Source organism: Vibrio sp. SCSIO 43140 (assembly GCF_023716585.1).
In the GTDB taxonomy this organism is placed as follows: Bacteria; Pseudomonadota; Gammaproteobacteria; order Enterobacterales; family Vibrionaceae; genus Vibrio; species Vibrio maritimus_B.
The window spans coordinates 471,372-483,899 of the sequence record NZ_CP071850.1; the positions used below are offsets into that span (position 1 = coordinate 471,372).

Consider the following 12,528-nt stretch of genomic DNA (forward strand, 5'->3'; position numbering starts at 1 on the left):
GCTAGCTCGCCAGGGGGAGGCGCTATGAGTATCAGCAATGCAGTAACCAAGAACGAAAACTTCGACATTGAAAACGAATCCGTTGATGTTGTGCAGTCAACATTGACCAATGATGATTCCAACTCAGAAGCCGAAGAGAAAGACCTGTACGATGCCTCGGCCAAAAGCTTGGATGCGACCCAGCTCTATCTAGGGGAAATTGGCTTCTCACCACTACTTACCGCTGAAGAAGAAGTTCTTTATGCAAGACGTGCACTCAAAGGAGATGAAGCTGCACGTAAACGTATGATCGAAAGTAACCTTCGTCTCGTTGTGAAAATCTCTCGACGCTACAGCAACCGTGGCCTTGCACTCCTTGATTTAATCGAAGAGGGCAACCTAGGTTTGATCCGTGCTGTAGAGAAGTTTGACCCTGAACGTGGTTTCCGATTCTCAACCTATGCGACCTGGTGGATCCGCCAAACTATTGAACGTGCTTTGATGAATCAGACGCGCACCATTCGTTTGCCAATTCACGTCGTCAAAGAGCTGAATATTTACCTTCGTACGGCTCGTGAGCTGTCGCAAAAGCTTGACCATGAGCCGACGGCTGAAGAGATTGCGCAGAAACTGGATAAGCCGGTCAGCGATGTATCTAAAATGCTTCGCCTTAATGAACGCATCAGCTCAGTCGATACGCCAATTGGTGGAGATGGTGAAAAGGCGCTACTGGATATCATTCCTGATTCAACCCATTCTGATCCAGAAGTATCAACACAAGACGATGACATCAAGTCATCACTTATTCATTGGTTAGATGAGCTGAACCCGAAACAAAAAGAGGTGCTGGCTCGAAGGTTTGGTCTTCTTGGTTACGAGCCATCGACACTTGAAGAGGTCGGCAGAGAGATTAACCTCACTCGTGAACGTGTTCGTCAGATCCAAGTTGAAGGGCTTCGCAGGTTGCGCGACATCCTAGTGAAACAGGGGTTGAATATGGAGTCGCTGTTCAACTTCGATGACGATTAGAATCGATTCAAACGACATAAAAAAACCGCCTATAAGGCGGTTTTTTTATGTGTTGATGGCGTTAGCGTATTACGCCCAGCCATTCGGGCTTTTCTTACGACGCGGAATCAGATGCGGAAGAATCAGACCGAATAGAAGACCAGCACCGGCTACACCGCCGCCGTACATGAAGTAGCGAAGCAGTAAGTCTTCTTTTTGTGTGTCTAGCTTAGCGCGTAGCTCACGGATTTCTGTTTGAGAAGAAGTCAGCTGTTCACTGATATCTGAGTAGTTTTGCTCAAGCTCAGCGATCTGCTTGTTGCGTGCTTCTAGCGAGCTGACTAGGCCGCCTTTCTCACTGTCTGCTGTTTCGCGTGCACTCGATAGCTGAGATTTCACTTGCGTCAGTTCTTTCTCAAGACGAGGCAGTCTAACCGCCATACTTTCTTGAGTCGTCACAAATTTAGATTCTACCCAGCCTTTACGGCCACGGCTGTCTTGAACCTGTGAGTAACCTGTCTCACGGTTAGACGATAGCAGCTGAACCTTGTCACCTGCGTTGATGCTACCAATAATACGGTACTGAGCGCTTGGTCCAGAATGTAGGTAGGTAAATAGCTTGTCGGCAATATAACGATCTTGAGCCAACGCCGCAGGAGCAGCGAGCAACGACACCATGATCATGCAGATCAGTTTTTTCACAGTAAGTCCCTTAAGTGTATCAATGGGGAATGATGAAGAAAGTAGCGCTAGCAGCAGGGCTGTTACGCACTCTCAAATTGTAAACTTTTAAGAATGCCCAAATAGTATGAAGTTTCTTAAGTGGGTGCAACAAAGAAGGGAGGCTTAGCCTCCCTTTATTTGAATTTGAGTCAAATATGACGTGAGCTTCACATCTCCCTGACTTTTGTTTTGCTTTGGCTTATGCGCCAAATACCGCTTGCATCATGTAGTAGAATACGACTGCTAGCAGTGCACCAGCAGGCAGAGTCACGACCCACGAAGCCACGATGTTACGTACAACGCCTAGGTTAAGTGCTGCGATACCACGAGCGAAACCAACACCCAATACCGCACCAACTAGAGTTTGTGTTGTAGAGATTGGCAGACCAGTACCAGAGGCTAATACTACAGTACACGCTGTTGCGAGCTGTGCTGCGAAACCGCGGCTTGGAGTTAGCTCAGTGATGCCGGTACCTACAGTAGCCATTACTTTGTGACCCATAGTCGCAAGACCCACAACAATACCGATACCACCTAGAGGTAGAATCCACCATGCGATGGTGCTCTTCGCTGTGATTTCACCCATGTGCTCAACCGTTGAAACAACAGCAGACAGTGGACCAATCGCGTTCGCCACATCGTTTGAACCATGTGCAAATGCCATCGCACAAGCTGTGATAACCATAAGTACGCTGAAGATACCTTCTACACCGCTAAAGCCATGGTCTTCTTCACGGTCAGCAAACTTACGCTGAATGTAGATGTAACCGCCAATCATAACTAGAGCCGAAACGCCTGCAGCCCACGCCCATGCTTCCATACCTTCAAGGTGCAAGCCAACGTGCTTTAGACCTTTCTTGATAGTGACCAGCGCAATCACCATGGTTGTGATGAACATGTACACTGGCACAAAGCGCTTAGCATTAAACAGTGGCTTCTCAGTATCGAAAATCAGTCGCTGTGCACTGACGAAGATAACGTAAGCGAAGAAACCAGAAATCACAGGCGTGATAACCCAGCTACCCACGATGCCTTTTACTGAACCCCAGTCTACGGCTTCAGTACCGACAGACACACAAGCGAAACCGATGATCGCACCGATGATAGAGTGAGTCGTAGATACCGGCCAGCCCATGTATGACGCGAGCAATAGCCATGTGCCTGCCGCCAATAGTGACGACATCATACCGAACACAAGAACGTCTGGCTGGTGAGCAAACAGAGAGGTCTCAATCACACCCTTACGGATAGTGTCTGTTACCTCACCGCCAGCAAGGTATGCGCCGGCGAATTCGAAGATCATCGCGATGATGATAGCTTGCTTAACTGTTAGAGCTTTAGAGCCAACAGAAGTACCCATTGCATTGGCAACATCGTTTGCACCGATACCGATCGCCATAAGGAAACCGAACATCGCCGCAACAAGAATCAGGATAGTGCCGTAGTTTGCAAGAATATCCATTGTAATAACCTAGTTTTGTTTCATAACAAGCGGAGCAAAAGTCGGGCGCAGGGCAATCTCTTAAGCATTGTCTGTGCTCAACGCCTAATACTTCTTCGCTCTTTGTTACTTAGTTAACGTGTGTTTAAGACCTAGACAGCATGAGTTCAAGACGAGCGCCTACGCGCTGAGCTTGATCTGCAATACCGCCGACCCATTCAAGAATTTTGTACAAGAACATAACGTCGATAGGGTTCATGTCTTGCTCAATCGCCATCAGTTGCTGACGAAGCTGGATTTGCATGGCATCGGTATCATCTTCGATGACATCGAGTTGGTGAATCATCTCTGCAACCAGAGTCACCTCACGGCCTTTAAAGCCTGTCTCTAGCAGTTCATCCAGCTCATTGATAACGTTCTGAGCTTGGTTGGCTGCATCAAGACAACGCTTCACGTAAGCGATGAAGTTTTCTTGAAGTGGCGCAGGAATGACAAGTTGGCGACCGTAAACACGACCGGCAATGTCTTTGGCAAGGTTGGCAAGCTTATCTTGCTGTGTCAGTAGCTCTAGCATATCGCTACGGTCTACTGGCAAGAACAGGCCGCGTGGTAGTTTAAGACGGATCTCACGCTTCAAAACGTCGGCTTCTTTCTCTAAGTGAGAAATCTGCGCACGGATCTCAGCTGCTTTTTCCCAATCACCCTTTGAGCTTGTCTCAAAGAAGTTGATAAGGTGAGAGCAACATTCTGTTACGCACACAACGTGGCGCTGCAAAGGCTTAATAGGGGACTTTGCAAATAACCCCATAATTGTATTTACTGGCATGGTTGTTCAACCTAATTAATATAACCTGAAATAAACATACACCAATATCATGGTGAAATGTTGAGCGATGGCTATAAAGGCGCGCATGGTAACCCATTAAAACGCCGATTTAAACTGTTTTAGATCATCATTTGGGTGATATTTGTCACTTGCTGATTAGTACGATTGCTCATATCCTGTTGTCAGTACCCCCGAAAGGTAAAACTATGGAAACCGAGATAGAACTGAAGTTTTTTGTTTCTCCAGAATTTTCAGAAACTTTGCTTAGCAAGATTGCTGAAACAAAAGTACTTCAGCACAGTTGTCGTGAGTTAGGAAACACTTACTTCGACACGCCAGATAACTGGCTGCGCCAACACGATATTGGTCTCAGAATTCGTCGCTTTGACGATGTTTTTGTACAGACTGTAAAGACAGCAGGACGCGTTGTGGCTGGTCTGCACCAACGTCCAGAATATAACGCTGAACACAGCTCTAACATCCCAGACTTAACGCTTCACCCTACCGATATCTACCCAGAAGGGAAAGATGTCGCGACGCTACAATCAGAATTGTTACCAATATTTGCTACTGACTTCACTCGTGAACAGTGGTTAATCGGTATGACTGATGGCAGTCAGGTTGAGGTTGCATTTGATCAGGGTGTTGTCTCTTCGGGTGATAGAACGTACCCAATTTGTGAAGTCGAGCTCGAGCTAAAATCTGGGCAAACGGATGCCTTGTTCACTCTGGCTCGTGAACTGTGTGAAAGTGGTGGCATTCGACTCGGTAACCTAAGCAAAGCAGCCCGCGGTTATAGACTCGCAGCTAACTATGATGGCGACCCAGTCAAGACCATGGATTTAGTGGATACTGTGGCGACAGATAGTGTTGAAAGCTGCTTTGTTCACTCCTTAGAGCATGCGCTGGCACATTGGCATTATCACGAGCAGATTTATGTTGAGCATGAGTCGATTGAGGCCTTGCAAGAGATCAGCCATGCGCTCAGCTTTATTCGCCAGGTCCTGACTGTTTACGGTGGAATTGTACCGCGACGCGCAAGCGCCATTTTGAGACAAGAATTGAAATGGCTAGAGCAAGAGTTGCAGTGGCTAAAAAGCTACGATCACTTTGAGACCTTGCTGGAAGACAAAGGCCACATTTTGAGAAAGCTAGACGCAAGAAAGTTTCTTGTTGCTGAGCTTAAAGAGATGGAGCAAGAGTTGCCTGAGCGTGAAGAGATGCTAAAGCTCATTCACTCAGGGCGTTACGCAGGCTTGTTGCTCGATCTTAGCCGCTGGATCCTTTCGAGAGGCTGGCAGCCATTCTTGGATGACAAGGCGCGTGAAAAAATGTCTCAAGACATTAAGCCATTCTCAGTGAAACAGCTCGCTCGTACTTGGGCTGAGCTCATTGAAGCGTTTCCACCAGAGAAGCTACTGTCTCGTCAAGAGTACATCGACCAGCAGTATCGTTTAATGCGCAACTTATATACCGGCGTTGGTTTTGCAAGCCTGTACAGCATGGAAGAGCGCAATAATTTCCGTTTGCCGTGGGCAGATTTGCTGCAGGGTATCGATGATTTACAGATGCTGGAATTGTTAGAGAAGCTTGTTGATAAACTTGAGGGCGAAGAGCGCGAGCAGCTAGAGCGCTGGTTGCGTCGTCAAGAGAGCTCAATCTTACACGCTATGGAGCAAACCAGGCAGATCAGTATTGAGGCTGAGCCATACTGGCAAAATTAATTCGGTTCAGAGTAGGGAGGCAGTACGCCTCTCTATTTTTTATCTTGCTCGAGTGATTCGATTTTTTGCTCCATCTTCTCAAGCTTATGCAAAATCACTTCTTGTTGGTTAAGCACCTTCTGTAGCATGACCTCTTTGTGTTTGGAGCGTCTCTCATCCATAGAACTGGGTGAAGAGAGCAGTGAGGTAATCAAGCCCGACGTCATACCAAACATACCCACACCACAGATAATAATGATACCTGCCAAGAACTTACCTACGATTGTAACCGGGTAATGGTCGCCATAACCAACCGTTGATACCGTGACAAAAGCCCACCAAACGGCGTCGCCAATATGTTGAATGTTGGCATCGGGATCGCCGCTCTCAGCCCACATAATCAGCCCAGCCCCAACGGTAATGAGCAGCACGAGTAGCAAAAGGATCGATGCGATCGTCGTTTCATGTTTATTACGAGCGAGTTGTCTTAATAAGGCCTCACCAGAGCGAATCACCAGTACCACACGGAAAATATGAAAGACGCGGGCATATCTTAGTGGCTCGATCATCGGCAGGCTGGCTAGAAAGTCGATCCAGTGGGTTTTCAAAAATTGCACTCGATCTGTGGAGCGGATCAGATCCACAACAAGTTGCAGAATAAATAAGCTACAGATTATAAAGTCGAGGCCGATAAGAACAGTACGCTCATCCTCGTTGATGGGAGCAAACAATAAGGCTGAGATCACAAATAGCGCCATAAAAGAGAGGAACAGTGACAATAAGCTCAGAGGCTTAGTTTCAGTTTTGGTATCATTTGCTTTCATACGAGGCTCGAAATAAATAACTTGGTCTCATGATTCACATTCCCCCCTACGGCTTTTGGCATGCAGGCAAGTGAAAATGGCATTCAGTTAGAGAAAGATTCCCTAACTATATAATAATTAATGGAGAACGGATAATGACCACACTGGCATTTAAACCTTGGGAGCGACTCATCACCGATGTTCGCTTAGTTCCTAAGATGTTGATGTTGATGATTTTTAGTACCGTACTGCTTGTTGGTAAGCAGTTGTGGGATGCAAGCACATTTTACGACTCTCTTCTTGCCGCAACCCAGAACGAAGCGATTGCCCAGCAGCACTACGAAGCTTATCTAGTTCAGGTCGTATGGCAAACTGCCTTGATGATTGTTCTGTTTGTGGCACTGCTGATGTTTGCAGCAAAAACCATGCTTAAGCAGACTAACTACCTAAGTGACGCCATCAAGCGAATGGCAGATAAAGATCTCACTGTTCCGATTATTATGGACTGTAAAGATGAGTACGGCGATGTGGCTCGTGAGTTAGAACGAACGCGTGCACAGCTTCAAGACATCATCAAAACTCAAGTAGCTACCTCTCAAGAGCTAGCGACACTCACTGAAGTAATGACGCTGAGCATGTCTGAGACCAAAGAGTCATCGCAAGAAGAGTTCCAAGAGATCGATCAGCTGGCTACTGCAATGAGCGAAATGAGCTCTACGGTTCAAACCGTTGCCGACCACGCGAATAACGCTTCGCAATTAACCGAGCAGGCTTCGGGTCAAGCAGAGACGGGTCAGCGCTTTGTACAGGGCACTGTAACTAAGATGAGCGAGCTATCGAACGACATCTCAGCTTCTGCAGCAGCGGTGAATCAGGTTGAAGAGCGCGTGGAGTCGATTGGAAGCGTAGTTGGCACCATTCAAGGCATTTCAGAGCAGACCAACTTGCTTGCACTGAATGCAGCGATTGAGGCCGCTCGAGCAGGTGAAGCTGGACGTGGTTTTGCTGTGGTAGCGGATGAGGTACGTAACCTTGCACAGCGTACCCAGCAAGCAACAGTCGAAATTCAAGAGATGATCTCTCAGCTACAATCGAGTGCTAACTCTGCGGTAGAGCTGATGGAGAAGAGTGTGGTTGAAGCCGCGGATGGCGTAGAGCTTGTGACGAATGCGGGCACAGAGCTTGATGGCATCGTAAGCCAGGTTAACCAGATTAATGATATGAATTTCCAAATCGCGACTGCAGCGGGTCAGCAGAGCAGTGTTGCCGAAGAGATGAACCAAAACCTAACTAACGTACGTGAGTTGGTAGAGGCATCGGTTGTGGTGGTCACTGAGCTACTGGAAACGTCTGAGATGATGCAAAACAACGCGGCTGAGCTTGATAGCAAGATCCAGTCTTTCAACGTTTAAACGACGTTAGATTTCTGTAGACGCTTCAATATAAAAGCGGCTCACTTGGTATAAGTGAGCCGCTTTTTTTAGCTGAGTGTTTATTGATTCTCTTCGCTACTCGTCTCTGGTTCAACCTGCGTTTGAGCCAGTTCGAGTACTTGATTGTCAATAAGGCGAGCTTTACCCAAGAAAGCAGACATCAAAATGACCGCGTGGGTAGAACTGTCGCTGATAGCCTGAAGGGTGTGTGCATCACGGATGAAGATCTCATCGGGTTGCAAACCCGCGGCGCGAAGCTGGTCACTGGCATCTTCGATGATGGATGCATAGTCGTCACGACCACCACGAATGGCACTGTTCATCCAACGCATGGTTCTCGCAAGCACTGGTGCACGTTGACGCTCATCCATTGTGAGGTAGCCATTGCGAGAGCTCATAGCAAGACCATCCATTTCGCGTACTGTTGGTACGCCAATGATCTCGATATTCATGGCGAGGTCGTTCACCATCTGACGAATCAGTGCGAGCTGCTGGTAGTCTTTTTCACCAAAACACGCGACATCTGGCTGCACAATATTGAACAGCTTAGTGACGATAGTGGCAACGCCTCTAAAGTGTCCTGGGCGAGATGCCCCTTCAAGCATGTGCGAGATGCCAGGTACCTCAACGAAGGTTTGCTTATCAAGACCGTTCGGGTACATGATTTCTGGTGTTGGCGTGAATACCAAATCAACCCCTTCAGCGGTCAGCTTACTCAGGTCATCTTCCAGCGTGCGCGGATAGTTGTTGAGGTCATCTGCGCGTTCAAACTGCATTGGGTTAACAAAAATACTCGCCACAACCACATCTGCGTTCTCTCGAGCTTTGCGCATCAGCGTTAAGTGACCTTCATGAAGGTTACCCATGGTCGGAACAAACGCGATACGGCGTTGTTCACGTTTTAGCTGTGCAATCTGCTCTCTAAGTTCAGCAATATCAGCGAAAGTTTGCATGATTCCCCCTAGGCAATCGTATGAGCGTCGTCTGGGAAAGCGCCGCTCTCCACATCCGCGATATATTTAGCAACGGCGCTGCGCATATCGCCTGTTTCTGCCAAAAAGTTCTTTGAGAATTTAGGCATGTAATTAGCCGAAATGCCAAACATGTCGTGCATCACAAGGATTTGACCATCGGTACCATTACCAGCACCAATACCGATGACTGGAACATCTAGTACTTCAGTGATGCGCGCCGCTAGCTCAGCCGGTACGCATTCAAGAAGGATAATTTGTGCACCCGCTTCTTGTAGAGCGAGTGCGTCACGAACCATCTTATCCGCATTTTTCTGATCGCGACCTTGTACCTTATAGCCACCAAAGATATTGACGCTCTGAGGCGTAAGACCCAGGTGAGCACAGACGGGTACTGCGCGTTCAGTCAACATTTTTACCGTATCAACTAGCCAGTCACCACCCTCTAGCTTCACCATGTTCGCACCTGCGCGCATCAGCGCTGCAGCGCTTTCACACGCTTGCTGTGGTGTCGCATAGCTCATGAATGGCATGTCAGCCATCAATAGGCAATTCGGGCTGCCTGCGCGTACAGCGCGCGTGTGGTAAGCGATATCATCGACAGTAACAGGCAAGGTGTCGTTGTGACCTTGCAGTACCATGCCGAGTGAATCGCCGACCAAAATTACAGGCATTTCTTGGCTTTCAAACAAAGCTGCAAAACTGGCATCGTATGCCGTTGAAGTTGCAAATTTGCGACCTTCGCTTTTCCACTTAACGAGGTCGTTAATGTTGATTTTTTTCATTTTTAATCCTTATTAGGGGATTGGCTAGGATTGCCAAACTCTGAGTCCATTACGGTCAACACTATCGATGAGGGTAGTGAGCTCAGTCCCATCAGGGAGTTGTAAATTTGGTGCGATTTCCATAAGCGGATAGAGAACAAACTCGCGTTGTTTCATCCCGTAATGAGGAACGGTTAAGCGCTCGGAATCGATCACCTCATTGCCATAAAGAATGATGTCGAGATCTAGGGTTCTTGGGCCCCATCTTTCATCTTTACGGACACGCCCCTGTTCCAGTTCGATCGTTTGGGTGCAATCAAGCAGTTCCAGTGGCGTTAATTCGGTTGAAATCTTTGCAACAGCATTGATGTAATCAGGCTGGTCTTGCGGCCCCATCGGAGTGCTGCTGTAAAGTGAAGAGCAAGCCAGAAGCTCGCTCTTAGGAAGTGTTTTAAGTGCCTCAATCGCCACTTTGGCTTGTGAGACTGGGTCGGACAGATTACTGCCGATAGCGATGTAGCAGATGGTCATTATTCAGCACTCTTGGCGTTTTTCGCCTTTGGCGTGCGTCTGCGACGCGAACCGGAGCGTGAGCTAGAGCCACCGATATCATTCACCATCGCTTGACGCATATTACGTCCCGCAGATTGGAATGTGCCCCACCATTTTGCCAGCAGTGCCACTTCGCCACCTTCAATTTCTCCGCGCATTTCAAGGAAATCGAAGCCAGCACGGAACTTGTTTAGCTCCATCAATCGGTAAGCGCGTTTGCCTGAGCGACGTGGAAGACGCAGCTGTAGCTGCCAGATTTCGCGAATAGTCGCGGTGTGGCGGCGCGGAATGGCAGTCGATTTCACCTGTTCATCCAGTATGATATTGCTCGCTTCCATCATTGCGTCGTACTCTGATAGGCCGCGCGACATTAGCTCTTTGGCACTTTCCATCATTGGATACCACAGCATGGCGGCAAACATGAAGGCTGGATTAACGCGTTTGCCTTCTTCGATACGCTCGTCGGTTGCATCCAACACGAGATCAAGAACTTGCTCGGTTTGTGACGAGTAGTCTTCTGTGAAGTGAGGAGCGATAAGAGGGAACAACTGCTGGAACAGGTTGTACTCGCGCATTAGGTGGTAGGTTTCTAGACCATAACCCGATTGCAGCAGTTTAAGTGCTTCTTCGTACAAGCGCGCAGAAGGAATATCGCGCAGCAGCGGCGCCAAATCTTCGATTGGCGCTGCGGTATCTTCTTCAATGTCGAAATCCAGCTTAGCGGCGAAACGAATTGCACGAAGCATACGGACTGGGTCTTCGCGATAGCGCACATCTGGGTCGCCAATGAGGCGAACAAGTCGGTCATTGAGATCTTCGACACCACCTGCGTAATCGTGGATCGAGTAGTCACCGATGTTGTAGTACATAGCGTTGATGGTGAAGTCACGACGTTCTGCGTCTTCATCAATGCTGCCATAGACATTGTCGCGCAGCAGCATGCCTTCTTTGCTCTGCTGAGAAACGTTCTTTTCTTGCTCTTGGTGGTGACCTCGGAAGGTAGCAACCTCGATAATATCACGCCCAAACATGATGTGAGCGAGTCGAAAACGGCGACCAATCAGTCGACAGTTTCTGAACAGTTTTTTAATTTGCTCTGGCGTCGCGTTAGTGGCTATATCGAAATCTTTAGGTTGTTCTCCAAGCAGTAGATCGCGCACGCCACCGCCAACTAAATATGCGTCATAGCCTGCACCGTTTAAGCGGTATAGGACTTTTAACGCATTATCGCTGATCTGCTTGCGCGAGATGTTGTGTTCATCACGTGTATGGACGTGTAATGAGATGTCACTATATACATGATGAGCTTTTTGAGAATTTTCTTTTTTATTCATAGTTTTAACGCAATTAAGGTTCGCGAAATAGAGTGCTTTTTAGCCCTGTTTCGTGCCTGACGCATGAAATTTGCCGCTTATTCTAGCCTAGAGAGCGTCATTTGAGAATGGCGGTTTGATTTTGAGCTGCTTAGGAAGCTGAGATAGTCGCCAATTTTCCACGCCCCATTGGATGATATCGGCGATTTCTTTCGTGGCTATTTCAGTCTCCACATCGAAACCAAGAAAGCGCATCGCATTGAGAAGTGTCGGTTTGGGGTTATCCAAATCGATAGCCGTTGCGTGGTTCTGTTTTGATAGCTTATTACCGTTGTCATCGATCGCGAGCGGTAGATGAAGATAGGTCACAGGCTCCACACCTAGGGTTTTGTATAGGCTGATTTGACGCCCTGTTGGCTCAATAAGGTCTGCGCCGCGAACGACCTCTGTGACCCCTTGGTAGATGTCATCTAATACCACTGCGAGATTGTACGCAAATAAGCCATCTCGACGTTTGATAATGAAATCTTCTTGAGCAAGCTGCTCTGGGATATCCAGCTGACCATGCTTCTCATCGATAAAAGAGGATACAGGGTAGTCCATGGTAAGGCGAACGGCACAACTGTCGGAGGCGTTTAGCTGCTTATCACGACATGTTCCTTGATAAAAGCCGCCCGCTGCTTTGATCTGTTTTCTCGTACACTCACACAAATAAGCTTGTCCACTGGCTAGCCAATGATCGATTTGTTCTTGGTAGGCATTCAAGCGCTGACTTTGGTATAGCACCTCACCATCCCAATTCAGCTGATAGGCTTGCAGTGTTTTTAGGATCAGCTCTGCTGCACCTTTCACTTCTCGCGGCGGATCGATATCTTCAATTCTGACCAGCCATCGACCATTCTGAGATCGAGCTTGAAAATAGCTACCCAGTGCGGCAATTAAGGAACCAAAGTGTAGGGGACCCGAAGGAGAGGGCGCGAATCGACCAATATACATAGTGCTTTTCGTGTCT

General features: G+C 47.9%; 12 protein-coding genes. 3 read left to right on the forward strand and 9 right to left on the reverse strand.

Annotation, left to right across the window (positions count from 1 at the left end):
* Positions 1 to 24: 24 nt before the first annotated feature.
* On the forward strand, positions 25 to 1,008 hold the full coding sequence (rpoS, locus tag J4N45_RS02460) for an RNA polymerase sigma factor RpoS (protein WP_042475947.1): 984 nt from the start codon (positions 25 to 27) through the stop codon (positions 1,006 to 1,008).
* A 69-nt stretch (positions 1,009 to 1,077) separates the two neighbouring features.
* Here the strand turns inward: rpoS and J4N45_RS02465 are convergent, their stop codons facing one another.
* The 3 genes from J4N45_RS02465 to J4N45_RS02475 all read right to left on the reverse strand — a co-directional run bounded on the left by J4N45_RS02465 (position 1,078) and on the right by J4N45_RS02475 (position 3,977).
* Positions 1,078 to 1,689, reverse strand: a complete 612-nt coding sequence (locus J4N45_RS02465; protein ID WP_042475948.1) for a TIGR04211 family SH3 domain-containing protein — start codon at positions 1,687 to 1,689, stop codon at positions 1,078 to 1,080.
* A 220-nt stretch (positions 1,690 to 1,909) separates the two neighbouring features.
* Positions 1,910 to 3,172: an inorganic phosphate transporter gene (locus J4N45_RS02470; protein WP_252013401.1), complete on the reverse strand. Its 1,263-nt coding sequence runs from the start codon at positions 3,170 to 3,172 to the stop codon at positions 1,910 to 1,912.
* Between the two features lie 124 nt (positions 3,173 to 3,296).
* Positions 3,297 to 3,977, reverse strand: a complete 681-nt coding sequence (locus J4N45_RS02475) for a TIGR00153 family protein (RefSeq protein ID WP_042475951.1) — start codon at positions 3,975 to 3,977, stop codon at positions 3,297 to 3,299.
* Positions 3,978 to 4,183: 206 nt separating this feature from the next.
* On the opposite strand from J4N45_RS02475, the gene J4N45_RS02480 reads away from it, so the two are divergent.
* Positions 4,184 to 5,701, forward strand: a complete 1,518-nt coding sequence (locus J4N45_RS02480) for a CYTH and CHAD domain-containing protein (protein WP_252013403.1) — start codon at positions 4,184 to 4,186, stop codon at positions 5,699 to 5,701.
* A 32-nt stretch (positions 5,702 to 5,733) separates the two neighbouring features.
* Here J4N45_RS02480 and J4N45_RS02485 read toward each other — a convergent pair whose 3' ends face one another.
* Positions 5,734 to 6,504: a potassium channel family protein gene (locus J4N45_RS02485; RefSeq protein ID WP_234494529.1), complete on the reverse strand. Its 771-nt coding sequence runs from the start codon at positions 6,502 to 6,504 to the stop codon at positions 5,734 to 5,736.
* A 134-nt stretch (positions 6,505 to 6,638) separates the two neighbouring features.
* Here J4N45_RS02485 and J4N45_RS02490 point away from each other — a divergent pair, with 134 nt between their 5' ends.
* Complete coding sequence (locus J4N45_RS02490; protein ID WP_252013405.1) at positions 6,639 to 7,895, forward strand: methyl-accepting chemotaxis protein; 1,257 nt, start codon at positions 6,639 to 6,641, stop codon at positions 7,893 to 7,895.
* Positions 7,896 to 7,975: 80 nt separating this feature from the next.
* Here the strand turns inward: J4N45_RS02490 and panC are convergent, their stop codons facing one another.
* From panC to gluQRS, 5 genes are all read right to left on the reverse strand, one after another.
* Positions 7,976 to 8,869, reverse strand: a complete 894-nt coding sequence (gene panC, locus J4N45_RS02495; protein WP_252013407.1) for a pantoate--beta-alanine ligase — start codon at positions 8,867 to 8,869, stop codon at positions 7,976 to 7,978.
* 8 nt (positions 8,870 to 8,877) lie between these two features.
* Positions 8,878 to 9,672 carry a 3-methyl-2-oxobutanoate hydroxymethyltransferase gene (gene panB / locus J4N45_RS02500; RefSeq protein WP_252013409.1) on the reverse strand — a complete coding sequence of 265 codons (795 nt, stop codon included), beginning with the start codon at positions 9,670 to 9,672 and terminating at the stop codon, positions 8,878 to 8,880.
* A 24-nt stretch (positions 9,673 to 9,696) separates the two neighbouring features.
* Positions 9,697 to 10,182 carry a 2-amino-4-hydroxy-6-hydroxymethyldihydropteridine diphosphokinase gene (folK, locus tag J4N45_RS02505; protein ID WP_042475955.1) on the reverse strand — a complete coding sequence of 162 codons (486 nt, stop codon included), beginning with the start codon at positions 10,180 to 10,182 and terminating at the stop codon, positions 9,697 to 9,699.
* Positions 10,182 to 11,537, reverse strand: a complete 1,356-nt coding sequence (gene pcnB / locus J4N45_RS02510; protein ID WP_252013410.1) for a polynucleotide adenylyltransferase PcnB — start codon at positions 11,535 to 11,537, stop codon at positions 10,182 to 10,184. Before pcnB ends, folK begins: the two co-directional genes overlap by 1 nt.
* A gap of 87 nt (positions 11,538 to 11,624) precedes the next feature.
* Positions 11,625 to 12,512, reverse strand: coding sequence for a tRNA glutamyl-Q(34) synthetase GluQRS (gluQRS, locus tag J4N45_RS02515; RefSeq protein ID WP_252013411.1), 888 nt, complete (start codon positions 12,510 to 12,512; stop codon positions 11,625 to 11,627).
* Positions 12,513 to 12,528 lie beyond the last annotated feature (16 nt).

Bases quoted from the DNA above. Each gene is read 5' to 3' on its own strand.
- J4N45_RS02480 (WP_252013403.1), top strand. From the start codon at position 4,184: ATGGAAACCGAGATAGAACTGAAGTTTTTTGTTTCTCCAGAATTTTCA.
- folK (WP_042475955.1), bottom strand. From the start codon at position 10,182: ATGACCATCTGCTACATCGCTATCGGCAGTAATCTGTCCGACCCAGTC.
- J4N45_RS02485 (WP_234494529.1), bottom strand. From the start codon at position 6,504: ATGAAAGCAAATGATACCAAAACTGAAACTAAGCCTCTGAGCTTATTG.
- pcnB (WP_252013410.1), bottom strand. From the start codon at position 11,537: ATGAATAAAAAAGAAAATTCTCAAAAAGCTCATCATGTATATAGTGAC.
- J4N45_RS02475 (WP_042475951.1), bottom strand. From the start codon at position 3,977: ATGCCAGTAAATACAATTATGGGGTTATTTGCAAAGTCCCCTATTAAG.
- J4N45_RS02490 (WP_252013405.1), top strand. From the start codon at position 6,639: ATGACCACACTGGCATTTAAACCTTGGGAGCGACTCATCACCGATGTT.
- rpoS (WP_042475947.1), top strand. From the start codon at position 25: ATGAGTATCAGCAATGCAGTAACCAAGAACGAAAACTTCGACATTGAA.
- gluQRS (WP_252013411.1), bottom strand. From the start codon at position 12,512: ATGTATATTGGTCGATTCGCGCCCTCTCCTTCGGGTCCCCTACACTTT.
- panB (WP_252013409.1), bottom strand. From the start codon at position 9,672: ATGAAAAAAATCAACATTAACGACCTCGTTAAGTGGAAAAGCGAAGGT.
- panC (WP_252013407.1), bottom strand. From the start codon at position 8,869: ATGCAAACTTTCGCTGATATTGCTGAACTTAGAGAGCAGATTGCACAG.
- J4N45_RS02470 (WP_252013401.1), bottom strand. From the start codon at position 3,172: ATGGATATTCTTGCAAACTACGGCACTATCCTGATTCTTGTTGCGGCG.